The organism is Marinobacter sp. 3-2, assembly GCF_003751355.1.
Taxonomy (GTDB): domain Bacteria; phylum Pseudomonadota; class Gammaproteobacteria; order Pseudomonadales; family Oleiphilaceae; genus Marinobacter; species Marinobacter adhaerens.
Genome location: NZ_RJUQ01000015.1, coordinates 180,133 through 207,029 on the forward strand (window position 1 = coordinate 180,133; position 26,897 = coordinate 207,029).

Here is a 26,897-nt window from a genome sequence, read left to right on the forward strand (position 1 = left end):
CCTGTGGATCAGTTCATCAGCTCGCGGACATCAACGAAATGACCGGTTACTGCGGCAGCAGCAGCCATGGCCGGGCTCACCAGATGGGTACGCCCGCCAAAGCCCTGACGGCCTTCGAAGTTCCGGTTTGACGTGGAAGCACAATGCTCCCCCTGCCCCAGCTTGTCGGCGTTCATGGCCAGACACATCGAACAGCCCGGGTCGCGCCACTCAAGACCGGCTTCGATAAAGATCTTGTCCAGACCTTCCTGCTCCGCCTGGGCTTTCACCAGACCGGAACCGGGTACCACCATGGCCTGCTTCAGAATCGGCGACACCTTCCGCCCTTTCACCACGGCCGCGGCCTCGCGCAGATCCTCAATGCGGCTGTTGGTACAGGAGCCAATGAACACACGATCCAGCTTGATATCGGTAATCGCCATATTGGGCTGCAAACCCATGTACTTGAGAGCGCGAACAATGCCTTCACGCTTGATCGGATCGGCTTCCTGTTCCGGATCGGGCACCTTGCCATCAATTCCGGCCACCATTTCAGGCGACGTACCCCAGCTCACCTGCGGCTGGATTTCCGAGCCTTCGAGCTCAACAACCTTGTCGAAGACTGCATCGCTATCGCTATGCAAGGTGCGCCAGTATTCAACTGCAGCATCCCACTGCTCGCCCTTGGGGCCAAACGGGCGATTGCGAACGTATTCGATGGTGATGTCATCAACCGCTACCATACCAACCCGCGCACCGGCTTCGATGGACATGTTGCAGATGGTCATCCGCCCTTCCATGCTCAGGCCCTGGATAGCTTCGCCCCCAAACTCAATGGCGTGCCCGGTACCACCGGCAGTCCCGATCTTGCCAATGATGGCCAGCACAACATCCTTGCCGGTAACCCCCGGACCCAGCTTGCCATTGACCTTCACCAGCATGTTTTTCATTTTCTGCTGCACCAGGCACTGGGTGGCCAGCACATGCTCAACTTCACTGGTGCCAATACCATGAGCCAGGCAACCGAAGGCACCGTGGGTGGATGTATGGGAATCCCCACAAACAATACTCATGCCCGGCAACGTTGCGCCCTGCTCGGGCCCGATAACGTGCACGATGCCCTGGCGTTGATCCTTGATCTTGAACTCTAGAATCCCGAACTCGTCGCAGTTCTTGTCCAGTGTTTCCACCTGGATCCGGGAAACCGGGTCAACAATACCTTCGACACCACGATCACGATCCGTGGTAGGCACATTGTGGTCCGGCGTCGCAATGTTGGCATCAATCCGCCACGGCTTCCGCCCCGCCAGACGCAGGCCTTCAAATGCCTGGGGTGATGTCACTTCGTGCAGTAACTGACGATCGATATAAATCAACGCGGAGCCGTCGTCGCGCTGTTTGACGAGATGATCGTCCCACAATTTGTCGTATAAGGTTTTGCCCGCCATGATTCTCTCTCACTCTCTGGGGGTTTTGGTTATGACGTTTGATACCGCTATCTTACCGCCTGCGACCGGATAACCTCAATTCATGTTTTTTATCTATCGCATGCCTTACGGTAATACCTTAAGATTCTGAGAAGGTCGCATGTAGGGATGAGCCTCCCAAAACACGCCCGTAAATACATCCATGTAGGGCTCGGTCGCGCCATCCCTGGCGCTCCACGGTTTTGGGAGGCTCATCCCTCCATACTCCCCATACTCTGCGGACATTCGCCACACTCTGGGGAGCGGGTTGGAACAGCGTTTTCAAAACCGTAGAGGGCCAGGGATGGCCCGATTCGAGCCCACAGGGATGTGCTTGTCGGCGTGTTTTGAAAACGCTGTTCCAAGCCGGGACCTGCACCATATTTCGAAATCCGGGAACACAGATATGGACTCAAACGCATTAAAGGCATTTTTGACCATTGTCGATCAGGGCTCCTTCTCAGAAGCCGCAGAAATCCTGCACCTGACACAGCCGGCCATCTCGAAACGTTTGGCTGCCCTGGAAAACCAGCTTGGCACCAGCCTGATCGATCGTAGCCACCGCCAGATTCGTCTGACTGATGCCGGCAGTCGTTTGCTTCCCCATGCACGTCGGATCCTCGATGAAATTCACAACGCCCGGGTGGCGTTGTCGCCTGACTCTGGGCAAGTCGAGGGCGAGCTGCAAATCATCGCCAGCCATCACATCGGTCTGCATCATTTGCCAAATTGGCTACGACGGTTCAAACGGGAATACCCTCAGGTGTCCATCAACCTACAGTTCATGGAATCCGATGCCGCCTACGAGCAGATGCGTAAACGTAATGCGGAGCTGGCATTCGTGACGCTGAGTGACAGCATGGAACCGAGCTTTCATGTGTTTGCCCAATGGCTGGACCAGATGGTGTTTGTGGCCGGCGCCGAGCACCCCCTGGCGTCACTCGAAAATCCGAGGCTTACAGACCTAGCAGACCACCCGGCACTATTGCCCGACACCAGCACCGCAACCTATCGGGTTGTGAGCCGGTTGTTTCTGGAGGCGAATCTGCACCTGAACCCGCAAATGCCAACCAACTACCTGGAAACCATCAAGATGATGACCAGTGTGGGCCTGGGCTGGAGTGTGCTGCCCCTGCGCATGATTGACGACAGCCTTACGGTACTGGATGTGGGCAAGCCGGTTTCTCGTGTCCTCGGGGGGATCGGGTTATCCGGGCGGCAGCTCAGCAACGCGGCCAAAGCGTTACTCACCATCGTGCAGGAAGAGGAAAGCGCCTGAGGTTTAACCCTCGCCATGGGCTGGCGGCGGCCGAAGGCCTCGCCAGGTGATCACGATTGCGACGGCCATGGCGGCCGCACCACCCCAGAAAGCCGCCGAGGTACTGAACCCATCCACCAGGAAGCCCGACAACCAGGCCCCAAGCGCACCGCCAGCACCGAAGGTGAGGCCGCTGTAGAGGGCCTGCCCCTGCCCGTGATGGTGCTTGCCAAAAAAGCCCTGGATGTATTGGACAGAGATAGCGTGCAGCGCACCGTAAGATGCTGCATGAAGCAGCTGGGCGAACAGCAGGACGAGGACAAGATCCGTCAGCTCTGCAATCAATACCCATCGAATCATGGTGAGCGTAAGCGCGCCGATCGCAATCTGACGAACCGTGAAATTGCGCGTTAACCGGTGCATCACCAGAAACAGTGCGATCTCCGCAAACACGCCCAGCGACCACAGCAAACCAATCGACAGCTTGCCGTAGCCGTGCTGCTCCAGATGGATACTGAAAAACGTGTAGTAAGCTCCGTGCGAAACCTGCAGCAGGAAATTCATCAGAAAGAACGTCACCACTGCCGGGTGCGTGACGATGGCTTTTAAACTGCCTTTCGGCGCCGGCGGCTTTCGCTCACCCCGCTCCGCAGGCACCAGAAATGCGGATACGGCAATGCCCGCAAACACCGGAAGCAACAACCACGGGAGATTCTGAATCGGCACCAGTTCCAGTAATCCGCCGACCAGCGCAACCGCCCCGATGAACCCCACCGAGCCCCAGAGCCGAACCCGCCCGTATTTTTCTTTCTGCTCACCCAGGGTTCGAAGCGTGATCACCTCATACAGCGGCAAGATCGCATTCCAGAAAAACGTGAACGCCAGCATGACCAGCAGCAGGCCATAGAACCCCGGCTCCATGAATACGCCAGAGAAGAACAGCGAGCCGGTGATGGCGCCGAACCGGACCAGACGAACCCGTTGGCCGGTCTTGTCGCCGAGCCAACCCCAGACGCTGGGCGCAATGATTTTGGTGAGCTGGATCGTCGCCATGAGGGTGGCGATCTGGAGGTAGGAAAAGCCCTGGCCCTCAAGGTAGAGGGACCAATACGGCAAGAGCCCGCCAAGGAGGGCGAAGAACCAGAAATAGAGGTTAGAGAGGCGCCAGTAGATAGAAATACCCCGCAAGTCCGGCTGTTTTGGCGGGACTCACTGCCCAAAAATGTGGAGCGCCAAGGATGGCGCGACCAAGCCCTACAGGGAAGTATTCACGGGCGTTTTTTGGGCAGTGAGTGCCGCCAAAGCAGCTTCACCAAGCCTGACAAACAAAATCAGAGCTGCCCAATCACCGGCGTAGAAACAGAAACATCCGCATTCTGCCCACGATGCCGCAGGTAATGGTCCATCAACACAATGGCCATCATCGCCTCCGCAATAGGTGTCGCGCGGATGCCGACACATGGATCGTGCCGCCCGGTGGTAATCACCTCACAGGGATCGCCATTCACATCAATGCTCCGGCCCGACAAACGCAAACTCGACGTGGGCTTCAATGCGATACTGGCCACGATCGGTTGGCCTGAGGAAATACCTCCAAGCACACCACCGGCATTATTCGAAAGGAACCCTTCCGGCGTCATTTCGTCACGATGCTCGGTGCCCTTCTGGTCGATGCAGTCAAAACCGGCGCCAATCTCGACGCCCTTCACCGCATTAATGCTCATCAGTGCATGGGCAAGGTCCGCATCCAGGCGGTCAAAGATCGGCTCGCCGAGACCCGGTGGCACGCCTTCGGCAACCACGTTGATCCGGGCACCGATGGAATCCCCCTCCTTGCGCAGGGCATCCATATAAGCTTCCATCTCGGGAACCTTGTCCGCATCCGGGCAGAAGAACGGGTTCTGGTGAACCTGATCCCAATCCAGTTTCTCGGCCTTAATGGGCCCCAGCTGCGACAGATAGCCGCGAATCCGGATACCCAGGCGCTGCTCAAGGAATTTTCTCGCAACAGCACCCGCAGCGACCCGCATGGCGGTCTCACGGGCAGACGAACGACCACCGCCGCGATAGTCGCGAACACCATACTTATGCATGTAGGTGTAATCAGCGTGAGCCGGCCGAAACTGTTCGGAAATCTTTGAGTAATCCTTGGACCGTTGATCGGTGTTTTCAATCAGCAGGCCAATCGGCGTTCCGGTGGTCTTACCCTCGAAAACGCCTGAGAGGATTCTCACCTCGTCGGCTTCACGACGCTGGGTTGTGTGCCGGGATGTGCCTGGCTTACGGCGATCCAGGTCCCGCTGCATGTCCGCTTCCGAAAGCTCAAGTCCCGGAGGGCAGCCATCAATGATGCACCCCAGCGCAGGCCCGTGGCTCTCGCCGAATGAGGTAACCGTAAACAGTTTTCCGAAAGAGTTTCCCGACATAATTCAGTATCTTGTTCAGCTTTTATGAGAATTCAGTTTAACTGGAAGCCTGCCACTGACGCAGGTCCGGCTCGGTGATCAGAAAGACGCCATCGCCCCCATTCTCGAACTCCAGCCAGGTCAGTGGCAGATCCGGATACGCCTCATCCATTGCAACCCAGCTGTTACCGACTTCCACGACCAGTAGCCCACCAGGAGTAAGATGTTCGGCCGCTTTGGCAATGATTCTGTGAGCGATGTCGAGCCCGTCTTTACCGGCGGCAAGGCCCAGCTCTGGTTCGTGGCGGTACTCATCCGGCATGCTGGAGAGATCGTCTGCATCTACATAGGGCGGGTTGCTAACGATCACGTCGTAGCGACCTTCAATATTGTCAAAGACATCGGATTGTACGGTACGGACCCGCTCGCGGACTCCGTGCAGGTCGATATTTGATTCAGCCACTTCAAGTGCATCCGGAGAAATGTCTGAAAGATCGACTTCCGCCTCGCCGAAGACAGATGCCGCACCAATGCCAATGCACCCGCTCCCGGTGCAAAGATCAAGGATGCGTTCCACCGGCTTGTCTCCGAGCCACGGCTGAAAGCCATTCTCGATCAATTCACCAATGGGGGAACGCGGTACCAACACCCGTTCGTCAACATGAAAGGGCATGCCCATAAACCAGGCTTCACCGAGCAGATACGCCAGAGGTACGCGCTCATCCACGCGCCGGGCGATTCTTTCCAGTACCAGCTCCCGCTCTTCCCGCGTTAGACGGGCATCCAGGAACAGAGTGTTGTTTTCAAGGGGAAGGTGCAGGCTACGCATAACCAGCTGAACGGCTTCATCCCAGACATTGTCCGTGCCATGCCCGAAAAACAGCGGCGAAGCAGCAAACCGAGAGGAGGCGTAGCGGAGGTAATCCCGAACGCTGTGAAGGTCGTCAATAGGGCTGGTCACTAACGTACATCCTGTCCAAGAGCGTGTTAGCGCGGGATTATACGCTGTTTACCCGCTCGACTGCAGCCCGCCCCCGCCAACAAATTGTTCAGATAGCCAGAGGCCCAGAGCTGTTCCGGCTTTCTTCAAAGCGATCCAGCGCAGCAGCCATCCGTTCACGGCCCAGCTGGATCAATTCCGGTGCCTTGTGATAATCGTAGCTCCGACAGGCATTCTTCGGGATATTCACCAGCAAATCCGGCGGGTAGCCCGCAATCTTGTACTGCACAAGCGCACTCTGCATGGTCTCGATGGTGAGGTTCATCACATCGAATTTACCGATCCCGAGCTTGTCCCAGTCGATGGTTTCGTGCTCTTCCTGGCTCTTCTTGTCAGCCGGCTTCTTCTCCGCCTGCTTTTGATGCTCTTTCTTGTGCACTGCCCGGCTGATCTTTTCTTCCGGGCTGTCACCGTTGTCCGGCTTCCGGGCAGTCAGTGACTTCAGCGCGTCCCAGTCAAACCAGCGCGAGGCCTTCTCGCGGATCGTGTCCACCCACTCGTCCATATCCGTGTTTTCAGCCTCGCCCGGAGTAAACGCAGCGTCCGGAATCCGTCGGCGGCGGTCATCCTCGCCACTGAGATTGACCGCAACGATAATGTCAGCGTGGGAGGAAATGGTCGGGATGATTGGCAAAGGATTGAGCAAGGCACCGTCCACGAGGACTCTGCCATTGAGAACGAGGGGTGTGACAACACTTGGAATCGCCACCGAAGCGCGGATAGCCTGATCCAGAGGCCCTTCCTGAAACCAGATTTCCTTGTGGGCGAGCAGATCGGTCGCCACGGCCGTAAAGGCAATGGGCAGGTTTTCGATCCGGGTATCTCCCAGCATTTCCCTTACAACCGAAAAAATCTTCTCGCCACGAATAGCGCCCACGGAATTGAACGTTACATCCAGGAGCTTGAGGACATCGAACTGGCCCAGACCGGTAACCCAGTCCTTGTAGTCCTGCATCTTGCCGGCTCCGAACATACCGCCGATCAGGGCCCCCATGGAACAGCCGGAGATAGCAACGATGTCGTAGCCACGCTCCACCAGAACTTCGATGGCGCCGATGTGGGCATACCCTCTGGCACCACCACTTCCCAGCGTCAGAGCCACGGTCTTGCGCGGTTTGTTCCGGTCTTTGCCTTTTTCCGGGTTTGCCGGAGCACGGGTAGCGGAGACATCAGAGCTGCTCAGGACCTTCGAGACGTTGTCCTGCGGATCTTTCTCTGAGGGCTTGTCCTTTGGATCCTGATCGTCATCCTTTGATGTGCCCATAATCATTACCTCGAGATCACCACCACTTCTACCCGGTCGCCCTGCCTGTCTGGATCACTGAAGACACCTGCCGGCCCCACAACGATTATCTTCTGTTGAGCCCGGGAGACACCCGTTTTGGACAGGACCTCCGACAACGATTCGGTAGCCAGGCGGGCACGCTCCATCGCATCACTGAAGGACTCATCAGTCTCCAATACAGAATAGCCCACCAGTGCAACCACCGTACCCTCTTCACGGGCCAGATCATTCACCCGCCTACGATCCGTTGCCTGCCAGTCGAACCGGTAGGTTACACCGCCTTGCCAGGGAACAATAATCGGCCCTTCAACGCGGTTGGCCATGGTGCCAAAGCCGGGAATGGTCGCGCCGGATTCGACCCGCAGGTGCTCCACCCACACATACTCCCGAAGGTTGCCGCGAGTCACCGTGTAAATGAGGGTCAGCCAACGCGCGCCGTCCTCGGCAACGGTGCCCGCCACCAGATAATCCTGGGTTGCATCACGGCCATAGAGAACCGCCTGATTAAAGATCTGGTTCGCCCATACGTTGCTTCTTCCACAGCGGATACTGGAGCACTCGAACAGAATCTGGGCGTTTCTCTCGCGCAATAGAGCGAGGTAGTGGTCCCGCGCTTCCTCGCGACTTGAGTCTCGGGCAATCCGGTACAGACGCCCTTCCCCGGTCACGGGCAAGCGGGCCAGGGTTTCGGAGCGAATCTCGTTATTGACTTCCCGCACGGGGCTGAACAATACCAGGTGTCCTGATGACTGAATCGATACCGTATCTTCAAGCGTCGACTGTTGATAGGCCTCGGGCATATCCTCCGGAGCAGACTGCACACCGGAAGACAGTGCCAATAATCCGAGGATCGGAACCAAGAAACGTGTGAACAGTATTTTCAGCAAGCGATTACTCATTTTCCAGGAATTGTCTGATGGCTGTTGCAGCCGGCCCGGTCTCGCCATCCAGATGGCAATGGTGACCTCCCGGCACGTTAACGATCTGGAGGTTGGCGATAGCGTCAGCGCGTTTATCCAGATCCTTTCTGTACGAAAGAAGTCCTGCATCGGCTCTGACAAAAAGTACTCGGGTTTCGATAGCAGACAGCGAAGCCAGCACCTGCTCTTCGGTCATCATCAATGGAGACGGGTGCCGTAACCTGGGGTCGGTCTGCCAGACGTAGCCCTCTCCCTCGGGTTTCATGTTGCGCGGAATGAGCGTCAGCGCGGCCTCGGGGCTGAGCGGACTCAGCCCGCCCTCCCGGGCTTTGGCGGCCGTGGCGATATCCGGATAGACAACCTGGCGGCCAGAGCCGGCAATGCGTTTTTTCACAGCTTTCCGGAGCTGGGGAATGGTTTCCTTAACCGGACGGCTCAATGCGCCCAGGCTGTCGATCATCACCAGGTTTCGAATTCGCTCCGGAAAGGCGGCCGCGTAGAGCGCTCCGACAATCCCCCCAAGCGAGTGCCCGACCAGGTTGATCCTGCCATCCGGTGTTTCCTGGAAATAACGTTCAACCAGCTCGGCCAGATCCGCCACATAGTCCATCAAGAGGTAACTCTGCCCCTCTGGGCGGTGCCCGGAATGGCCATGCCCGGCAAAGTCCAGCGCGTAGACGGGCCCGAGTCGCGCCAGCTCCGGTGCGAGCTTCACAAAGGTGAGGCTGTTATCGAGCCAGCCATGCAGCATTATGATCGGTGTATTATCGTGGGCATCAGTAGCGGCAGGCCAGCTAAGACCGGCCAGGGTGATGTGCCGGAGTTTCCAATCGGACTCGCGGAACGACCGGGCGGGGTTTTCAATGCTCCCGTCCTTCACCTGGTTTCCGGGGGTGTCCGTGGGAAACGACATGTCGCTCATCCAGGCTCCGCCTTCACATTGTATGGGTGGGGCGATCGGAGCTCAGCGAGCCTGCCAGGTAGGATTCAATCTTGGTTCGGGCGGTTTCATCATCACCGTTGAACTGGACACCTATACCCGCCGCGCGGTTGCCCTGGGCACCTTTGGGCGTTATCCAGATTACCTTGCCGGCGACCGGAATTTTTTCAGGCTCGTCCATGAGGTTGAGAAGCAGAAAGACTTCGTCGCCCAGCTGATACTGTTTCTGGGTCGGGATAAACAGACCACCCTGGCGGATATACGGCATATATGCCGCGTAGAGCACTGCTTTATCCTTGATTGTCAGGGTGAGTATGCCACTGCGCGCACCAAAACCTGGCCCCATAACTGACACCTTTCTCTTAGATCGTTTTGAACGGTTATCGGGATCCGAAAATCCCTTTCATTCCGGAATCATAGCAGTTGTTGCCCCCAAAGACGCAATTCTGCCGGGATATCCGCTAGGCCGCCGGGCGTTTCACCGGCATCAGCTTTTGCCAGGCGATCAGAAGACGACTGGCTTCCAGCTCGGGGCTGGCGTTGTAGACACCCGCCGCGCGTGATTCCTTTACCATATCGAGCAACTCATGGGCCCGCCAGCCGGGTGTCGTTTTTGCCAGAAATCCGAGCATATCGGCGGCATCGGCGTCCCGAGCACTGCCCCCCACTATCAAGCGTGCCAGATCAGCCGCCCAGGTTTCGAACAACCAAAGCGTATCCTCCAGGCCCATGGACTTGAACGCCCTGGCGGCCTCACCGACCGGAATCCTGGATTTCATGAAATCCTTGAAGCGGTCTAGGGCTGTGTCCCGCAAACCGATGAAATCACCTGTTGCATAGTCCAGTGCCAATCTGGGTGCATTACCCGCCAGCATCAAAGCTTTGGCCAGAACATCTGCAGACGGTTGTGCATCTTCGGGAAGATTCTTTACACGACTGGCGAGCCAGTGGTTGGCTTCGCTGTTGCCGGGCACCGGAACCGTAAATGTCTGGCACCGGGACCGGATGGTAGGCAACACCGGACGACCGCTCTCCTGCAACAGAATCAAGGTCACGTCGGGCAGCGGCTCTTCAAGGGTTTTGAGCAATGCGTTCGCCGCATTGATGTTCAACTGATCCGCCCTGTCAATAATCGCCACCTTATGGTGGGCAACCTGCGGAGACGCCACCGCAAACGAGGAAAGAGCCCTGACCTGATCCACCTTGACCATACGGGACTTTTCCGGCGCATAAATCCGGATATCCGGGTGGCTGGCGGCTGCCAGAAGTTCACATTGTTTACAGCGGCCACAGGCAATTGGCTGGCCCGCTTCCCGGCCCAATGGCTGATCGCAAAGCAGCAGCCCGCCGACAGCCTCTGCCCAGGCCCGCTTACCCACACCACACTCTCCAACAAGTATAAGAGCGTGTGGGAGTCGGTCTTCTGCGACCCGGCTCTGAACCGTTTGCCAGGCACGGCGCAGCCAGGGCATATCTTGGGCAATATCAGTCACTGGACCTTCCTGTGCGGGTTCCGGATCTGCGCAGTTGGCGCTTCATGGTTGCAAGCAAGCGGCGCATTCGCTTCAACTGCTCAACGCCCTCGTCGTCTTTACCAGCGCTATAGTAATGGCTGTTCACCATCCGGGCAAAAAGCCTGGCAGAATCCCCTGCAGCCGGTTCAGCTTTTGCCAGCCTTGATGCAAGAACCGACGGCGTTTCACCATGACGGACAGGCACGCCTGCACTCGCGCACAGACGGTGCCACGTATCCACCACCCTCCGGAACGCGTCCCGCCTTTCTCCACGGCGCATTTGCAACGCGGAAATGAGTCCAGCAATTAGCAATCCGGCACCAACGATACCCGCCGTCATGTAACCCAATTCGCGCATGCCGAAACCACCGGGCAACCTGGACATCAGATCCATCTGGCTCTGGCCCTGATAGCCGACGACCCAGCGCTGCCACTGGTAGTTGATGCGATCCAGCTGAAGACTCGCCCATTGCACCAGGGCCACATCCGCATAACGCTGGGGCGAGGTCCAGTTGTTTTCCAGGAAGGATCCCTCCTCTGCCACCGCGTCTCTCAGGCCTGACTCAATCCTATCCGGTGCAATGGCGGCCGTCGGATCGATCCTCACCCATCCGCGGCCGTCAATGTAGGCCTCAACCCAGGCATGGGCATCATACTGACGCACAATCAGGTAATCGCCTCCCGCCCCGTTTTCGCCCCCCTGGTAGCCGACGACAACGCGCGAGGGAATACCGGCAGCGCGCAACACGAAGGTGGTTGCGCCAGCATAGTGGGCGCAAAAACCGCGCTTCTCGTCGAAAAGCAGGGAATCGATGCCGTCTTCAGGCATGGCAGGAGGTCTGAGAGTGTAAAAGTACTCCTGTTCTCGAAAACGCTGCAACAGGGTACGAACGACCTGTTCGTCGTCCATCGTGCGGCGAAGTTCCCTTGCAAAGTCGCGCGCTCTGGGGTTGCCTTCCTGCGGCAGTTGCAGATAGCGGCGCAGTTCCACAGCGTTTTGTGTTTCGGCAACAGAGGCCTCGCTCTCGAGTGCGAGCCTGTAACGCACTGGGCTGTCAGCCGGCCGCCGGAAACGGAAAAGATCCGCGCTGTCTTCGAACACGTTATCCGATACCGCACGGGAACCTTCCAGGGCAAATGCCCAGCGCTGATCCGTAGGTTCCAACAACACGTCATACTGGTTTGGCTCAAGCTCTCCTATGCCACCATCAACCGCTACGCGTCCCAGGGCCCGAAATGGTTCTTGTTGACCCTGGCGCCAGGTTTCTCCATCCAGGTAGTCGAGAATAAGCCCTCGCCAGTATCTGTCCCTGTAGGCGGGCATCTCGCCGCCAAAGGTTACCCGGAACGCCCTCTCACTGCTCTGGGCAAGGTTGGAAATATCCCCTGGCCTCATGGTGTCGCTGATCCCGGTCCGGGCCTCACCGGACACCAGCGGCACACTCCACAGCGGCGACATCCGCGGGAAAAACACGAATAAAAGAACGACGATTGGCAGTGTCTTGAGGAACATTCCACCCAGCCTGCGCCAGCCTGAAGTCATGCCACCGGGCAGTTCCGGTGCGTTCAGTACTTGCAGCCCGACCAGCAGCAGCGCTATGCCGGTGAAGTTGACCAGTGCCCATAGAATCTCCTGATGAAACAGGAAATTTACCGAGGCCAGATAGACAAGAATGAAAAAAAGAACGTAGAAGTCCCTGACCGAACGGGTCTCCAGCCACTTGAGACCTACCGCCAGCACGAAGAACGAAGCTGCGGTATCTACCGTGAACCTCCCCTGTACTGTTGCAACATAGACGCCGATCAGCACCAGCATAATGCCCGTGCGCAACAGGCGGCCAGGGAGCCTTACCTTTCCGTATTGCGCCAACCAGCGCCAGGCGGCCAACACTGCGCAGGCCGCAATCAGCCAGAGCGGTAACCGGTCCCACTGGGGCGACAGCAGCAACGCAAAACTGGCAATCAGCCAGAGCAAGGCTCTCGAAGGCAGATTGGTCGCTGTCGCTTCTTCCGATTGGGCGCCTCTAAGGCGGTCCAGGAAACTCAAGCCTGCCCCTCCCCTGCATACTGCGGTGAGTTTCCTATCGGATTCCTGCGCGTTCCATGGGGCTCGGCCATGGTATCCCGCGGCCGTTCCTCACCCCAGGTCGCCAATGCTCGCAGGCACCGTGCTGCGTGTGCCGGCCCCGAATCAGGCTCAATGATCTGTCCGGGAAGATTCAACCCGAAACGCACACCGCTTTTGCCCCGTTCATTAATCAGAAACGCCAGGTAACTCAACCGCAACTCATGGTCTGCGCCAGGGTATGCGTTGAAATCCAGCCAATAGGGACTGCCCTGCTCACCCTCCCAGTCTGCCACCACCATTTGCCCGGTTCGTGCGAACCGCTTCCAGAGCACCCGCTGGCTGAGATCACCTTCCCGCCAGGGTCGGATATCCGCATGGTCATTGCCTTCAACGGATCGTGCTTCTGCTGACTCTTCACCATCCTCTACCGTGCTGAACGCCTCAGGAGCTGGAACCGGCCTTGGGAATACCAGACCGGCGGATACCGGCCGAACCCACGACCAGGCCTTGAGGAGGCCGAACGGAAAACGCGTTTCAATCCGTACCCGATCGGGCCGCAAATACCCCCGATGAGCGGAATGAACCGGAAGCGTGACATCCTGGGAACGACCCGAGTGGACGTGAACCGGGGCCAGGCCGGACTCTTCGCAGGAAAGCAGGATGGCAATGGCGTCATCTCGCCCTGCCTTCAGGCGGAATCGAAACGGAATATCATCACCGGCAAAGCCCTCTCCCGGCTGAACCAGCGTGAGCTCCAGGCCGGACAGATTTCGATGGGTTTGATGCATCGCGCCAACAAAGACCGCCCCAAGCAGAAAGGTACTCAGATAAATCAGGCTGTTCTGATAATTGATGCCGGTGAGAAGCATGATGACGAGCAACATCCCGAACACGAGCCCCGCACCAGTAGGCAGGATGAATATGTTCTTCTGACTGAAGCTCTGGACATCGGACCTCGGAATCCGTCGGTTAATCCAGCGACGAAAGCGATTTCTGAACGGATTTTTCATAGTAAAACTGAGGCCCTGCGATGCCCAAAAAGTTCATGGTATTCGACCACGATTTTGCGTTGATTAGTAACAGTACCGAAAAATCAAAGATTCTGATCACAATCCCGGATCATCTGGCTTGAATTCCTGTCTGACAAACCGAATACTCGTCCAAGGGAGCGTATTTTTTAAACAAAAGAGGCCAGATTATGAAACGCCGACACCTGCTCACCACCGCCATCAGCGGTCTGGTTGTTGCATTACCTGCCTTTGGTGGCGTTCAGACCATGACCTCGGACGAGATGGTGGAAACCTATGTGAAAGATTCCGCCGTAATCGTTGTACCCAAAGAACGGAAGAAATCCGAATCCGACCGCCAACGTATCCTGCGCTCCCTCACCATATCCCCCGGCGAACCGGTACTGACTGAAGCTGAAGAGGAAGCATACCGGGAAGCCCTGCAAAGATACGTTGACGAGGGTAAGACCGATGCTCTGGAAAACGCAGAGGATGAATTCCTCCGGCGCGCCCTGCTGCTGCCCCAGGAAGAAATCGCGCGGGCACAGCCGCCAGCGGAGTTTACCCCAACGATTCCACCAATCATCTTTGGGCAGCAGGCACAGATTCCGGAAGAGCCTTTTACGCAGACGTTTTTGAACGATCAACTGGGCATTGGCTTTGATGGCCAGAATCTGAACTTCAGTATTGGCAATCCGCCGGGTATTGATCAGATACAGGTTCCGCAGGCCATTAACGAAGGACCCATTACTTTGACGCCGAGGCCTGGTGGAGGGTTTGATCTTTCTATTGCGGTGCCGGATAGATAGTTTTAGCGTTTTGGGTTGGCAACGAATCCGGAACTAGAGTCGCAACTACACTCTCCGATGTCTTAAATTGCTCACGCGTAAGAACGTGTTTGATACACCTGGTAAGGGGTCGCATTCTATAACTGCTTACGCCGCACTCTAAATAATGACTGCGGAGCTTTCCTTAGTCTAGACGCACCAAAAACAACAAACCCCCGTCATAATGACGGGGGTTTGTTGTCGGTTTTCAATACACGCAATGTCGAGCAAAGCGTTTAGTGAAACCTGCTAACCAACTTTACGGCTGGTTAACTGTACCACCACCAACGGGATCGGCATGGCCGTAAACCCTCATAGTAGTGTTGGTAACGGCAAGGTTGTCCATGCGGAATGAACCGATAGACTGTCCGCCGATTTCAACAGCTCCTACGCCGATATCAGCCACAAACTGAGGAACGCTGATTTCGAGCGCATCGCCACCTGTAGCAACGGACGTCCCTTTGCCCACTGTGATCTGAGCTGAAGCGAAGAGTCCCGCCGCATCAGTCGGCTGTCCGTTAAGTTCAACCTGTTCATAGAACTGGGCGCCGTAAACGCTCAGATCGCGGACATTAACGCCAAGGAAATCTACGTCCATATCCATGTCAGAAACGTTGAATCCAACGTTCATGATCAGGTTGTCTGTAGCAGTATCAACACGGATGTTAAGCAGCCCCAGATCACCCTCAATGCCAATATTGCTTGCCAGCAAAGTACTGTTACCGCTGCCATCGCTTGCGTTCAGGGATGCAGAGCCAACTGCGACTGCAAAGTCGATTGGGACTGGATTGCCGTTGCCATCGACTTCCAATGAGTGAACATCAATGACTGCGTCACCATCAGCGGCGATATCAATGTCGATCAACAGCTCATCAAGCAAGCCGTCGACGCCTGTCACATTGCCGTCAGCGTCACGCTCAACTGCGCCGCCACCAATGAAGATGTCGTTGACTGAGAGGTAACCTTCGTCGGTGTACCGGAACTCACCGATGCTCACTTCAGTTTCGAGTTCGATGGTTACACCAGCCTGACCGGTAACGTTGCCCATAGCACTGTCATCCAGTGCCTTAAGGTCAGCGTTAGCTGCAAACGGAGCTGCAGCAACGGCAGTTGCCAATGCGAGTTTCTTCAGGCCTTTCATAACGTTCTCCTTTACGGAACAAATTGTTTTTATTTCCTTGCATGCAGACTGTTTGGTTTACTTTTGTATCTGCACGGCTACAGAGTACGTCAGAGGTAACAAAATGTTCCGTGAACACCTTCACAGTAACCAATAATTAGATTGTCCGACACCCGATCGTTATTCCGCTGCCTCTTCATCAACCTTGATATTGAAAATCTGCTTCTCCATGTCCACGACAACTTGGTCACCAAAACGTGCTTTGCCGTCTTTTATTGTGAACGGCACGAGCTGCGCCAGCGTCGGCCCAAAAATATGTTCCATTTCAACGACAAGAACCTTCTCGGCGTTAGCCTCTTTATTAGGATTGTCAGCCGTGTAGAAAATGGCTGTTGCACCAATCTTTCCTTTTTTCACCAAGGCGATTAGAGAACGACGCAGCACTTCAAGAGCAACATCGGCAGGCATCTCTTCGGCTTGCTTGATACGGATCGCCTTGGTCTTGTCGCCGGTATCTGTAACCACAGCGAACGGCTTTACGCCACCGGACACTACGATTCGGTCTGAAAGGTTCTCGACACCTTTTTGATACATTCGCTCGAACTGTTTCTGCACCATCTGCTTGACCTCATCCTCGGTGGCACCTCCGCTCTGCGCATACAACTCTCCCAAAGGCAGAATCAGAAAGATCAGAAACATTGTGGCTCGCACTGCCGTAGAAGTATTTTTCATTAGCTTTCTCCCATCTCATTCAACGTTCGCCATCAACTCATGACAGCAAACTTCTGATTTATTTTTGTATTAAGAATGGTCGCCAAACTCAGTTAGAATATTGACCAGCGCCCAAATTGGCGCCCAACTGAAACAGCCCCTCATTAGAGCAGCGGCTCAGCAAACGCCACAACGCCCGTTTTGTGTGCTGTTTATCATTTCTCGAAGAATCCGGAGGAACCTTGAACCCGGCAAACATGCGTGAACTCACCGATGAGGGCTACCATCGCCTGCTCAGCCATGCGTGTCGGGAAACGGATTTCGCCTATATCGGAAGCGTCGGAAACGGCCCGGCCCGGGGAGTTTTCAGCGGATTTTCTGCCAGCGCCATTGCCACCGAAGTACTCCAACACCCTGTGCCTGAAGATTTCTGCTCCGATCAGCTTGCCCAGAACATGGAAAGCCTCGTCCACCAGTTCCAGATCGAACAGGAACCCAATCCGGAATGCCTGTCCGGAGGGTGGATTGGCTTCCTGGGCTATGAGCTCGGGTATGTCAGGGAAAACCGTCTCAGAGAGCTCTGCCCATCTCTGGATGTCCCCCTAATGTCTGCAGGATTCTATCTTTGGACTGCCACTCATAATCGAAGAACAGATCAATATTGGCTTTGGATTCATCCGGACTGCCCTGATGGGACGCGTGATTTACTGGACCAGTGGCTGGCCACGGACGAACCCGCCACCACTGGATGGTCTATGGTTTGCGGATTTCAGCCCAGGCAAACACCGGTTGCCTTCAGGACGAGCGTAGAAAGGGTTCGCCAATACATCGAAGCCGGTGATTGTTATCAGGCGAATCTGTCCCAGGAATTCTCAGGCCGTTTCGTAGGGGATCCCTGGCGAGCATTCCAGGCGCTTTCGGATGCTAACCCTACTCCCTACAGCGGTTTTATCCGATCAGGCGAAGCATCGATTATCTCGGTCTCCCCCGAACGTTTTCTCGAGATACACGATCGCACCGTAACCACCAGCCCGATCAAGGGCACCAGGCCGAGAGGCAGAACACCGGAAACCGATCTGGCCTATGCCTCTGAACTGGAAGGCTCCGAAAAGGACCTTGCCGAGAACCTGATGATCGTCGATCTTCTCCGCAATGATCTGGGCCTGAACGCGAAACCCGGTAGTGTGAAAGTCGACAAACTCTTTGCTCTTGAGTCCTACAAGAACGTTCATCACCTCGTCAGCCACATTCGCGCGGAACTTGCCGACGGTGTTACGCCGATGAAGGCCCTGTTTGACGCATTCCCGGGTGGTTCCATTACGGGTGCGCCCAAGGTCCGAGCAATGGAAATCATCCGGGAGCTGGAGCCCCACTGGCGCGGTCCCTACTGCGGCTCGATTTTCTATCGCGGACTGGATGGCACGCTGGACAGCAATATTGCGATTCGAACCATGCTGTGTGATGGCGAGGGCACCATTCGGTGCTGGGGTGGTGGCGGTATTGTTGCGGACTCAGATCCCGAGGCTGAATATCAGGAGACGCTCGCAAAAGTCGGCTCTTTAATGCGGTTTCTGGAAGAGTTGGTGATCGACTGAAGTGAGTTCGGGTGAACATGGGGGCAGAAGAGAGCGTTCTTCTGACCCCAATTTCAGTCTTCCAATCAGGGGTTATGGATCTCGCTGGCCTTGAGAAACTCCTGCCTCAGATCCTCGAAGTTATGCACTGCAGGGAACTGCGGGAACTCGTCGATTACGTTCTTCGGAGCGTGGAAAAGAATACCGGCTTCGGCCTGCCCCAGCATGGTGGTGTCGTTGTAGGAATCACCGGCAGCAATCACGCGGTAATTCAGCAACTGGAATGCCCTCACCGACTGTCGCTTGGGGTCGCGCTGGCGCAGCAGGTAGTTGGTGATCTGGCCGTCGCCTGCAACTTCCAGCTTGTGACAAAGCAGTGCCGGATAACCCAGCTTCTTCATCAGGGGCATGGCGAATTCGTAGAAGGTGTCGGACAGAATCACAACCTGAAAACGCTCGCGCAGCCAATCCAGAAACTCCCGGGCGCCGGGCAGCGGGTCCAGCTCGCCAATCACTTCCTGGATTTGCGGAAGGCCATAGCCGTGCTGGTCCAGCAGCTTGAGGCGCTGCTTCATCAGCACGTCATAATCCGGAATATCGCGGGTGGTCGCCTTGAGCTCTTCAATGCCGGTCTTTTCGGCGAACGCGATCCAGATCTCCGGGATCAATACTCCTTCAAGGTCAAGGCATGCCAGTTCCACAACGATCTCCTGCTTTGATTGGTAAAGGGCCAGGACGGTCAATCCGCCTGCCTATATTCGGTGCGTATGATAAGAAAAACCGGCCAGGATTGCATCGTGGAAGTGTAAACCCGCGCTTTTTAACGCGGAATAACCATATAGATCGTCATTCCTTCAGGGTATGAGGCATTTAATGGTAGCCTTTTCGGTCAGTTAGATACCCTTGCACATCCATAGAAGGCAATGCCGGGCTATGACCGATATTCAAACCCTGCGGGAAGAGCTCGAAGGCCAGAGCCCCCGTTCGATTCTCAAAGCTGCGCTGCAACAATACGATAACATCGCCATCTCTTTCAGTGGCGCAGAAGATGTCGTGTTGATTGAAATGGCGCACAAGCTGACCGACAACCTGAAGGTTTTCACTCTGGATACAGGCCGTCTGCATCCGGAAACCTACGATTTTGTAGAGCGAGTTCGCAAGCATTACGGCATCGAGATCGAAGTTCTGTTTCCGGATGCTCACGAAGTTCAGGATCTGGTGAACAAAAAGGGCCTGTTCAGCTTCTATGAAGATGGGCACGGTGAGTGTTGCGGCATTCGCAAGGTCAACCCGCTGCGCCGCAAGCTGGCGACCGTGGACGCCTGGATCACTGGACAGCGGAAAGACCAGAGCCCCGGAACTCGCAATGACGTCCCGGTTATCCAGGAAGATACCGCCTTCTCGACCAATGAAAAGACACTGGTAAAGTTCAACCCACTTGCAAACTGGACATCAAAAGAGGTGTGGGATTACATCCGTATGTCCGAGGCGCCGTACAACAAACTGCATGAGAAAGGCTTTGTCAGCATCGGCTGCCAGCCCTGCACCCGTCCTGTCCTGCCTGGTCAACATGAACGTGAAGGCCGCTGGTGGTGGGAAGAAGCCACCCAGAAAGAATGCGGCCTCCATGCCGGCAACCTGATCGCCCGAGAATAACCCGGGCGTCTCTTGCCCATTCACCTTTTAGTGAGTGGGCAGCTCGACATCCTTGAACAGTTCTTCGATTTCAGACCGGCTGCCCTGATGGGAAACCGCCTCGTCCACCTTTTCTTTGGTGAGATGGGGCGCGAAACGGTGAATGAAGTCATACATATAGCCCCGTAGGAAAGTCCCCTTTCGGAACCCGAGTCGTGTGACGCTGGGACGGAAAAGCTTGCGGGCGTCGAGCGCAACCAGGTCGGTGTCCGTTTTTGGATCGAATGCCATGCTCGCGACAATTCCAACACCGAGCCCCAACCTGACGTAGGTCTTGATCACGTCTGCATCTGCTGCCGTAAATACCACTTTCGGTGTCAGTCCCTGGGACTGGAACGCCTCATCCAGTTTCGAGCGCCCCGTAAAGCCGAACACGTAAGTCACGAGCGGGTATTCTGCCAGCTCCGGAAGTGTCAGTTCCGGCAGTTTCGCCAGTGGATGATCCTTCGGCACGATGACGCTCCGGTTCCATTTGTAGCATGGCATCATGATCAGGTCGTTAAACAGCTCCATGCCCTCGGTGGCAATGGCAAAATCGACCGCCCCGCTGGCTGCCATTTCGGAGATCTGCATTGGCGTCCCCTGATGCATATGCAGGGAGACGTCCGGGTACTCCTCTATAAAACCACTGATAATCGGGGGCAGTGCATAACGGGCCTGGGTATGCGTGGTGGCGATGCTGAGATCACCCTTTCGCTGGTTACTGAATTCCTGGGCAATCTTTTTGATGCCCTCAACCCGCCGCAGGATTTCGCCGGCCTCGCGAATAATGATCTCGCCGCCCGGTGTGATTCTGGTGAGATGCTTGCCGCTGCGGGCAAATACTTCAAGCCCCAGCTCGTCCTCCAGCAGGCGGATCTGTTTGGAGATACCCGGCTGGGACGTGAACAGACTCTGGGCGGTTGCTGAGACATTCAGGTCGTGATGCGCAACTTCCCAGATATAGCGCAACTGTTGTAGTTTCATTGAATCTGCTGCTCCCTGGAGATCGAAGGACCTTGTTGAAGAATACGCATAAAAATACAGATTTTCATTCTTTTTTAATATAGGCAACTGCTTTTACACAGTTTAGACCAAAATCGCATTTGCGCAGCCCCTGATAAAACCCTGAGGCTATGAAAAGCCCCTCCAACCCTTGACTTGGCCAATACAAAGGACACAATCCGTAATGCCCTGTCTGGGCACATCAACACTCCAGTTCTCAGGGAATCCATGCTGCTCACCACAAAGTTTCTTCGGCCAACGTCAGACTCGCGCGCGGTTAAACGTGAGCGGCTGAGTGCCTTGCTTGAGTCCCGGGCTTCGAAAAGACTTAATCTGGTGATTGCGCCGGCCGGGTTTGGCAAGACCACTCTGGTTGCGCAATGGTGTTCAAGGGTTTCCTCCCCTACCGCCTGGCTCTCTCTGGATGAACACGATGATGAGCCCCGGCGATTCTGGCAGTACCTGATAGGTGCTTTTGAGCAAGCCGGCCTGACCGGCGCGTCCGATTTGCGCAAACAACTGGCCCACCACTCAGATGACACGTTTACCGAAGCCATTACCGGCCTGATCAACACACTGGCTCATGATGACAGCCCGTGGTCGCTGGTGCTGGACGATTTCCATTTCATTGGCAACCCGGCCATCCACAGGCAGTTCGCCTATTTCATTGATTATCTTCCGCCGGGTGTTCTGATAATCCTGGCGTCCAGAACCGAACCGCCACTGCCCCTGGCCCGCTGGCGCGTCCGTCGGTGGATCCAGAACATCCACCCTGGCCTGTTGGCCTTTTCTGAAGACGAATGCCGTCAGTTCTTTCACGACACCATGGGCCTTGATATCGCCGACGAAGATGTCCACGCGATTTACCGCAAAACCGAAGGCTGGGTCGCTGCCATGCAGCTGTCCGCATTGTCCGGAAAGGACGCCAGCACGAGTGGAAACCAGATAAATCTGGATGAGCGCCACATCAGCGATTATGTGCTGAGCGAAGTACTTGAGCAGCAACCCCGGGAGCTGTCGGACTTTCTGCTTGAAACGGCCTGCTGCCCCCGGCTATGTGCGTCCCTCTGTGATTCGATCCGTGGGTCCGATAACAGCCAGGAGCTGCTTGAAAAACTTCTCAGCCAGAATCTGTTCCTGATCCCGCTGGATACCCGTAACGAGTGGTTCCGCTATCACGACCTGTTTCGGGATGCGCTGCAACTCAGGGTAAGTCACCAAGATCCTGACTCGGCCGCGCGACTCTGGCACCGGACGGTGGACTGGTTATTGGCCCATGGCCACGTGCAGGAAGCCATTGCCCAGATCGTCCGACAGGAGGACTGGTCCCGGCTTGCCCAGGTGCTCGCCGAGCACGGCAACAACCTGATCCATGGCGGATATCACCTCCCCGTGCTGGACTGGATTGATGCCCTGCCACAGGACCTTGTCATCGACAATCCGCAACTCCAGATGCTCCGGATCTGGGGGCTGTTCTTTGCCAACCGAATGGATAGTCTGGAGCCGCTGCTGTCCGGCCTGGAGGATCTTCTGGACCGGCAGGTGGCGGACTCCCATCCGGATGCCGAAGGGGCCCTCGGGCTGCAAAGTGAGATCTCGTTGATGCGCTCCTATCTGGCTCGCACCCGGAGTGACGACAAGAGCGCCGCAGATCTCACAAGACAGGTGCTCAGGGAGATTGATCACACTCGCATACCGTTAAAGTCGGTGACCTATTACGGCCTGGGCCTGGATTACTACGGCAAGGGTGAACTCACCGAAGCCGAAGACGCGCTCCAATCGGCAGTCCGTTACGGACAGGTCGAACATAAACCCAGTACGGTTCTTTCTAGTGGCGGCCTGCTGGCATGGATTCAGTACAATCGCGGCGATATCGATCTGGCTTTGGAAACCTGCACCGAGATAAGGCAATGGGTGGACAAACACTATGCGGACCCAACCCAGCCAAGACTCATCTCATGCTGGCAGAACAGTACACTCTGTGAGATTCATCGCGAACGAAATCACCCCCAGCTAGCAGCCACGCACCTGAAACCGTTGCTCGAACATGTTGAGCGGGGCACCGAACCGGGCCAGCACGTGATCATTCAGTACGTGCGTGGTCACCTGGCTTTCAGCGAAGGCAGGCTCCAGGACGCGATTGACGCGCTCGAAGACGCATCCCAGACCGCCCGCAAGCGGCGAGAGCAAATCGTGTTCGAGCCACCGGCAAGCACTGCCCTTCTGGCACGCTGCTACCTGGCTTCAGGCCATCCGGAAAAAGCCCGGGCCTGCCTGGGTTCCCGAGCCGATACCGAGTTCACCAATCCGCTTCATCTTGAACAAAGCCGTATTAGCGAGGCGCGAGTGCTGGTTGCACTGGATCAGCCCGAGCGGGCCCAGGAAATACTCAGCGCTCTTTTGCAACCGGCTGAACGCAACGCCCACAACAGACACCTGGTGGAAATTCTGTTGGTCTATGGCGAGGCCCTGGCGAAGCAGGAACGGACCGGTGAATCGGAGCAAATGCTGACCCGCGCGATAGAACTGGCCAGCGAAGCCGGATTCTTGAGGCTCTTTGCGGAGGAAAGCCCGGATCTGCGTGCCCTGCTCCTCGGTTTGCCAGCACTGGATGAACCGGGAAGCTGGAACGCTAGCGTCAGGAAAATGCTTCTCGATCAACGCCAGTCCGGCGAGGGCCATTCTGAAGCAAAACCTAGTGCCATTTCTGGTGAGCGCGGTCGTACGACACTCAACGCCGAAACACTGCCTGAACCTCTCAGCCAGCGAGAACTTGAAGTGCTTGCGCTCATTCATGCGGGCCACGCCAACAAGGAAATTGCCGCAAAAATGGACGTTGCCCCGGCTACGGTGAAGGCCCACATTCGCAACCTTTATGGAAAGCTCGGCGTGGGCCGCAGAACCGAGGCTCTGGCCAGGGCCCGGGAACTGGGGTTGCTGCAAGGCTGATTTCGAGCCCAAAAACGTGACGCACCTCACACTTTGCACCAACAACTTTAACCCGCTACGCCCTTTGGACGATCCGGCTACGCCCTCTAATCCCCTATTATATTTTCAACGGTGAGGGAAACCTCACTAGGAATTCTGAAACTTCAGGCCTTCAGATTTCTTGTTCCGCGTTGTTTCGACGCCCGGGTTCGAAAGAACCCCTTGATGAGAGCCAACCCCCAAAGGGGCTGGCTCTTTTTTTATGGCTGAACGGTTCTGGTGGGATTCAGTGTTCGATGATCCGGCGGAAGGGTGGCAACGCATCCAGCAACAGCTGACCATACCGGCGGGCAATAATGCGGCGATCCAGGATCGTCACTCTTCCAGTATCCTGCTCGGTCCGCAGCAGCCGACCAACCGCCTGGACGAGTTTGATGGACGCGTCCGGAACGGTGATTTCCATAAACGGATTGCCGCCCCGCTGCGTCACCCACTCGGCCAGGCTCGCCTCAATGGGATCATCCGGCACCGAAAATGGCAAACGGGTAATCACGACGTGGTGCAAGTACTTGCCTGGAAGGTCGATACCCTCTGCAAAACTGGCAACGCCGAACAGGACACTCGGCCGGCCTTCATCCACCCTGCTGCAATGCTGCCTCAGCACTTCGCCCTTGGCCATATCGTCCTGGGTGATAATCAGGTCCGGGTAATCCGGGGCCAGCGCGTCTCGCACTTGCTGCATTTGACGACGGGACGTAAACAGTACCAGTGTCGCCTTCTCGCCTGCCCAGAGGTCCGGTAGTCGTTTTACAAGCTCATCGGTGAAGCCGTCATCCGTCGGCATGGCGGACATCGCCGGCACCTCCACCGTTGCCATTTCGCCGTAACGGAAAGAGCTGGGAACCACGAGGAAGCGGCTGCCCTGGGGCAATCCAGCCCGCGCGTTCAGGCGATCGAATCGACCAAGTGCAGTCAGGGTGGCACTGGTGAGCACGGCGCCGTAAGCGCGAGACCAAAGCCTGGAGTACAACAGGTTGTCTGCCAGTACCGGTGAACTGTAAAGAGTGATGTCTTCGGCGTGATCCCAGCGCTGGCGTACTGCCCATCGGGCTGGGGGCGGGCTTTTCTGCGTTTTCGGCCTGGCTTCAGGCTCATCACCTGTCTCGCTGTTGGCTTCAGCTTCCACGGAGGGACTGGCATTGCCCGGGTCGCACCAGGCTGTCCAGAGCCGCAACTGGTCCTCTGCCCGGGCGTGAAAGGAGCCTATCACCGGATACCAGGCTTCGGCGGTTTCCCGGTCGATCTCATGCTCCTTGCGCTCATCAAAGGCGCCCTGCAACTCGTCCGCCAGAACGCCCAGTTGCCGGACCATGTTAGCGGTAGAAATCCGGCTTTCGGCTGCAAGCTCGGCCATCGCCTCCGGCAATTCACCTTCCGGATAACGCCACTGCGCCGTCCGGCGCTCTTCGTTGAACTCCCAGCCGGTATTCTGCTCGGCTTCTTCGTAAACCCGGTTGAGGACCAGGTCTACCTCTCTCGACGCAGAACTGATGCGATCCAGGGACTTGGCGGCCTGGGTGCCGGCTGCCAGATAAGGCTGCATTTTAACAAGCGCCTGGGAAAGCTGCTTCAGCCATTGCCGGGTAGCATTGAGTGGCAGCGACGCGGCAAAGTGATTCAGGGCCTTGTCCGGAAGGTGATGAGCCTCATCGAAAATATAAAGGGCGTTCTCCGGCTCCGGCAGAATGGCGCCGCCGCCCAGGGCAAGGTCTGCAAGAACCAGATCATGGTTAGCCACCACGATATCGGCATCATCAAGGTCTTTACGGGCATCAAAAAACGCGCAACTGTCGAAATAGCTGCAGTGGCGGTTGGTGCACTGCCGGTGGTCCGTGGTTACCTGTCGCCAGACGTCGTCCGGTATCTGTTCCGGCCAGTGGTCCCGGTCACCGTCCCACTCGCGGGAGCCATAACTGGCGAGCATTTCCTCGAAAAAGGCTCGGGTGCCCGGTTCTTCATTTTTCGGCCCATCCAAAAGGAACAGGGGCATGGTGTCGCTGTCGGTATTGCCTTCATCGTGCAGTCGGGCTTCCAACCGGGACATGCAGAGGTAGCGCCCCCGCCCTTTGGCCAGAGTCCAGTTGAAATCCATCTTGCTGTGCTTTTTCAGGTCCGGGAGATCTTTGAGCACAATCTGGTCCTGAAGGGCCACGGTTGCGGTGGAGATAACCAGGGTTTTGCCGAGGGCTTTGGCCACCGGGATGGCAGCGATCAGATAGGCCAGGGTTTTGCCTGTCCCGGTCCCGGCTTCGACCACACAGGCAGAGGCCGGGGACGTTCGCTGGCCATCGTTCTCGGTGATGTCGCCCATGTATCTGGCGATTTCCGCAATCATCAGGCGCTGCCCATAGCGCGCCCGAATATCCTTGCCTGCCAGCACATCCCGATATCCCTGCTGGATCGATTGCTTGATCTCGTCGGTCAGCGCCATCAGCGAGGGCTCACCCAGTCCCGAACAACGCCAACCCGAAAACGGCGCCCGTCACGACTCAGAACCACCCCTTCTTCCGTTATGTCGTCTACCCGCAGGCCTTCGAAGACGTCGCCCACTCGCAAGTAGGTGTCGTTAATCATGACCCGGCGCGATGCAGGGGATGACGAGTAGATATGGCTGTTAAAGGTCAAATCGGGAACGCTCTTCTGAAATGAGAGCGGCAACTCTACCAGATGTGGCACTCTGCCTGCCTGCTCGGGCTGCACCATTGGTGCAGCAGTTTCGGCATTTGCGGATGAGGGAACGATAACGGTCGCCCGCTCCACACTTTCCGATGGGGAAGTTTCCGAGGCGATCGGCGCTGGCGTCGCCTCGCCCGCATCGGGCTCAGGGATGGTCCCCGTTTGTGCAACGGGATCTTCCAATGTCGGTGCTGGCTCTGTCGCAGGCGACACCGCATCAGGTTCAGGAGCTTTCATCCTGGCAGAGGCCGCAGATGTGTCGGATTGCGACTCGGAAACCCAGGGCAACGGCGCTCCCGGCCAGAAGACAAAGGCCAGGACGCCGGCATTGAGCATGAGAGCAAGAGACACCCAGACAGCCGGCGACCAACGCTTTTTCTTCGGGCGATGGATCAGCTGCACCTGCTGACCAAGGTCCGGTACGCGACCTTGCCTCCGTTCAGTTTCGGATTTCCGCAATGCGTCAAGAATGTACGACAT

Annotated in this window: 22 protein-coding genes; 5 read left to right on the plus strand and 17 right to left on the minus strand. The window is 56.6% G+C overall.

The genetic code is table 11. The annotated features are described in order from the left end of the window. Window positions 1-8: 8 nt before the first annotated feature. Window positions 9-1,427 carry a 3-isopropylmalate dehydratase large subunit gene (gene leuC, locus EDB94_RS15015; protein WP_108018656.1) on the minus strand — a complete coding sequence of 473 codons (1,419 nt, stop codon included), beginning with the start codon at window positions 1,425-1,427 and terminating at the stop codon, window positions 9-11. A gap of 424 nt (window positions 1,428-1,851) precedes the next feature. Here leuC and EDB94_RS15020 point away from each other — a divergent pair, with 424 nt between their 5' ends. Then, window positions 1,852-2,724: a LysR family transcriptional regulator gene (locus EDB94_RS15020; RefSeq protein ID WP_108018657.1), complete on the plus strand. Its 873-nt coding sequence runs from the start codon at window positions 1,852-1,854 to the stop codon at window positions 2,722-2,724. 3 nt (window positions 2,725-2,727) lie between these two features. Here the strand turns inward: EDB94_RS15020 and EDB94_RS15025 are convergent, their stop codons facing one another. The 10 genes from EDB94_RS15025 to EDB94_RS15070 form a co-directional block, all read right to left on the minus strand. Beyond that, window positions 2,728-3,891 carry an MFS transporter gene (locus tag EDB94_RS15025; protein WP_219908261.1) on the minus strand — a complete coding sequence of 388 codons (1,164 nt, stop codon included), beginning with the start codon at window positions 3,889-3,891 and terminating at the stop codon, window positions 2,728-2,730. Window positions 3,892-4,034: 143 nt separating this feature from the next. Beyond that, the gene (gene aroC / locus EDB94_RS15030; protein ID WP_108018658.1) at window positions 4,035-5,129 is read right to left on the minus strand and encodes a chorismate synthase; all 1,095 of its coding nucleotides are present in this window, start codon (window positions 5,127-5,129) and stop codon (window positions 4,035-4,037) included. A gap of 37 nt (window positions 5,130-5,166) precedes the next feature. Then, complete coding sequence (prmB, locus tag EDB94_RS15035; RefSeq protein WP_014577196.1) at window positions 5,167-6,069, minus strand: 50S ribosomal protein L3 N(5)-glutamine methyltransferase; 903 nt, start codon at window positions 6,067-6,069, stop codon at window positions 5,167-5,169. Between the two features lie 88 nt (window positions 6,070-6,157). Further along, window positions 6,158-7,372: a patatin-like phospholipase family protein gene (locus EDB94_RS15040; RefSeq protein ID WP_108018723.1), complete on the minus strand. Its 1,215-nt coding sequence runs from the start codon at window positions 7,370-7,372 to the stop codon at window positions 6,158-6,160. Between the two features lie 5 nt (window positions 7,373-7,377). Continuing rightward, entirely contained in the window at window positions 7,378-8,292 is a 915-nt protein-coding gene (locus tag EDB94_RS15045) for a DUF4892 domain-containing protein (protein WP_108018659.1), read from the minus strand. After that, a complete protein-coding gene (locus EDB94_RS15050; RefSeq protein ID WP_108018660.1) occupies window positions 8,285-9,235 on the minus strand; it encodes an alpha/beta fold hydrolase in 951 nt (316 codons plus the stop codon). Before EDB94_RS15050 ends, EDB94_RS15045 begins: the two co-directional genes overlap by 8 nt. A 13-nt stretch (window positions 9,236-9,248) precedes the next feature. Continuing rightward, a complete protein-coding gene (locus EDB94_RS15055) occupies window positions 9,249-9,599 on the minus strand; it encodes a PilZ domain-containing protein (RefSeq protein WP_008171779.1) in 351 nt (116 codons plus the stop codon). A gap of 115 nt (window positions 9,600-9,714) precedes the next feature. Continuing rightward, a complete protein-coding gene (locus EDB94_RS15060) occupies window positions 9,715-10,746 on the minus strand; it encodes a DNA polymerase III subunit delta' (protein ID WP_108018661.1) in 1,032 nt (343 codons plus the stop codon). Further along, the gene (locus EDB94_RS15065; RefSeq protein WP_260312611.1) at window positions 10,739-12,805 is read right to left on the minus strand and encodes a DUF3488 and transglutaminase-like domain-containing protein; all 2,067 of its coding nucleotides are present in this window, start codon (window positions 12,803-12,805) and stop codon (window positions 10,739-10,741) included. Before EDB94_RS15065 ends, EDB94_RS15060 begins: the two co-directional genes overlap by 8 nt. Before the next feature lie 5 nt (window positions 12,806-12,810). Continuing rightward, complete coding sequence (locus EDB94_RS15070) at window positions 12,811-13,845, minus strand: DUF58 domain-containing protein (protein WP_108018663.1); 1,035 nt, start codon at window positions 13,843-13,845, stop codon at window positions 12,811-12,813. 188 nt (window positions 13,846-14,033) lie between these two features. Here EDB94_RS15070 and EDB94_RS15075 point away from each other — a divergent pair, with 188 nt between their 5' ends. Next, window positions 14,034-14,651 carry a hypothetical protein gene (locus EDB94_RS15075; protein ID WP_108018664.1) on the plus strand — a complete coding sequence of 206 codons (618 nt, stop codon included), beginning with the start codon at window positions 14,034-14,036 and terminating at the stop codon, window positions 14,649-14,651. Window positions 14,652-14,928: 277 nt separating this feature from the next. On the opposite strand, the gene EDB94_RS15080 is transcribed toward EDB94_RS15075, so the two are convergent. After that, window positions 14,929-15,810, minus strand: a complete 882-nt coding sequence (locus EDB94_RS15080; protein WP_108018665.1) for a DUF6160 family protein — start codon at window positions 15,808-15,810, stop codon at window positions 14,929-14,931. A gap of 159 nt (window positions 15,811-15,969) precedes the next feature. Further along, window positions 15,970-16,521 (minus strand): hypothetical protein, encoded by a 552-nt coding sequence (locus EDB94_RS15085; protein ID WP_227510526.1) that lies wholly within the window; start codon window positions 16,519-16,521, stop codon window positions 15,970-15,972. A gap of 236 nt (window positions 16,522-16,757) precedes the next feature. Between EDB94_RS15085 and pabB the strand changes: the two genes are divergently transcribed. After that, complete coding sequence (pabB, locus tag EDB94_RS15090) at window positions 16,758-18,095, plus strand: aminodeoxychorismate synthase component I (protein WP_108018666.1); 1,338 nt, start codon at window positions 16,758-16,760, stop codon at window positions 18,093-18,095. A 65-nt stretch (window positions 18,096-18,160) separates the two neighbouring features. Here the strand turns inward: pabB and thrH are convergent, their stop codons facing one another. Then, window positions 18,161-18,775: a bifunctional phosphoserine phosphatase/homoserine phosphotransferase ThrH gene (gene thrH, locus EDB94_RS15095; protein ID WP_108018667.1), complete on the minus strand. Its 615-nt coding sequence runs from the start codon at window positions 18,773-18,775 to the stop codon at window positions 18,161-18,163. A gap of 232 nt (window positions 18,776-19,007) precedes the next feature. On the opposite strand from thrH, the gene EDB94_RS15100 reads away from it, so the two are divergent. Beyond that, window positions 19,008-19,730, plus strand: a complete 723-nt coding sequence (locus EDB94_RS15100) for a phosphoadenylyl-sulfate reductase (RefSeq protein ID WP_014577210.1) — start codon at window positions 19,008-19,010, stop codon at window positions 19,728-19,730. A 27-nt stretch (window positions 19,731-19,757) separates the two neighbouring features. Here the strand turns inward: EDB94_RS15100 and cysB are convergent, their stop codons facing one another. Further along, window positions 19,758-20,735, minus strand: a complete 978-nt coding sequence (gene cysB, locus EDB94_RS15105) for an HTH-type transcriptional regulator CysB (protein ID WP_008171800.1) — start codon at window positions 20,733-20,735, stop codon at window positions 19,758-19,760. Between the two features lie 246 nt (window positions 20,736-20,981). Between cysB and EDB94_RS15110 the strand changes: the two genes are divergently transcribed. After that, complete coding sequence (locus tag EDB94_RS15110) at window positions 20,982-23,702, plus strand: LuxR C-terminal-related transcriptional regulator (protein ID WP_108018668.1); 2,721 nt, start codon at window positions 20,982-20,984, stop codon at window positions 23,700-23,702. 265 nt (window positions 23,703-23,967) lie between these two features. Here EDB94_RS15110 and dinG read toward each other — a convergent pair whose 3' ends face one another. Beyond that, entirely contained in the window at window positions 23,968-26,172 is a 2,205-nt protein-coding gene (dinG, locus tag EDB94_RS15115; RefSeq protein ID WP_108018669.1) for an ATP-dependent DNA helicase DinG, read from the minus strand. Next, window positions 26,172-26,897, minus strand: a complete 726-nt coding sequence (locus EDB94_RS15120) for a general secretion pathway protein GspB (protein ID WP_108018670.1) — start codon at window positions 26,895-26,897, stop codon at window positions 26,172-26,174. The genes dinG and EDB94_RS15120 overlap by 1 nt, the downstream gene beginning before the upstream one ends.

Bases quoted from the DNA above. Each gene is read 5' to 3' on its own strand.
- EDB94_RS15100 (WP_014577210.1), top strand. From the start codon at position 19,008: ATGACCGATATTCAAACCCTGCGGGAAGAGCTCGAAGGCCAGAGCCCC.
- EDB94_RS15110 (WP_108018668.1), top strand. From the start codon at position 20,982: ATGCTGCTCACCACAAAGTTTCTTCGGCCAACGTCAGACTCGCGCGCG.
- dinG (WP_108018669.1), bottom strand. From the start codon at position 26,172: ATGGCGCTGACCGACGAGATCAAGCAATCGATCCAGCAGGGATATCGG.
- EDB94_RS15070 (WP_108018663.1), bottom strand. From the start codon at position 13,845: ATGAAAAATCCGTTCAGAAATCGCTTTCGTCGCTGGATTAACCGACGG.
- EDB94_RS15075 (WP_108018664.1), top strand. From the start codon at position 14,034: ATGAAACGCCGACACCTGCTCACCACCGCCATCAGCGGTCTGGTTGTT.
- aroC (WP_108018658.1), bottom strand. From the start codon at position 5,129: ATGTCGGGAAACTCTTTCGGAAAACTGTTTACGGTTACCTCATTCGGC.
- cysB (WP_008171800.1), bottom strand. From the start codon at position 20,735: ATGAAACTACAACAGTTGCGCTATATCTGGGAAGTTGCGCATCACGAC.
- EDB94_RS15020 (WP_108018657.1), top strand. From the start codon at position 1,852: ATGGACTCAAACGCATTAAAGGCATTTTTGACCATTGTCGATCAGGGC.
- EDB94_RS15040 (WP_108018723.1), bottom strand. From the start codon at position 7,372: ATGGGCACATCAAAGGATGACGATCAGGATCCAAAGGACAAGCCCTCA.
- EDB94_RS15045 (WP_108018659.1), bottom strand. From the start codon at position 8,292: ATGAGTAATCGCTTGCTGAAAATACTGTTCACACGTTTCTTGGTTCCG.
- pabB (WP_108018666.1), top strand. From the start codon at position 16,758: ATGCGTGAACTCACCGATGAGGGCTACCATCGCCTGCTCAGCCATGCG.
- EDB94_RS15055 (WP_008171779.1), bottom strand. From the start codon at position 9,599: ATGGGGCCAGGTTTTGGTGCGCGCAGTGGCATACTCACCCTGACAATC.
- leuC (WP_108018656.1), bottom strand. From the start codon at position 1,427: ATGGCGGGCAAAACCTTATACGACAAATTGTGGGACGATCATCTCGTC.
- EDB94_RS15050 (WP_108018660.1), bottom strand. From the start codon at position 9,235: ATGAGCGACATGTCGTTTCCCACGGACACCCCCGGAAACCAGGTGAAG.
- EDB94_RS15085 (WP_227510526.1), bottom strand. From the start codon at position 16,521: ATGAAAAATACTTCTACGGCAGTGCGAGCCACAATGTTTCTGATCTTT.
- EDB94_RS15080 (WP_108018665.1), bottom strand. From the start codon at position 15,810: ATGAAAGGCCTGAAGAAACTCGCATTGGCAACTGCCGTTGCTGCAGCT.
- EDB94_RS15120 (WP_108018670.1), bottom strand. From the start codon at position 26,897: ATGTCGTACATTCTTGACGCATTGCGGAAATCCGAAACTGAACGGAGG.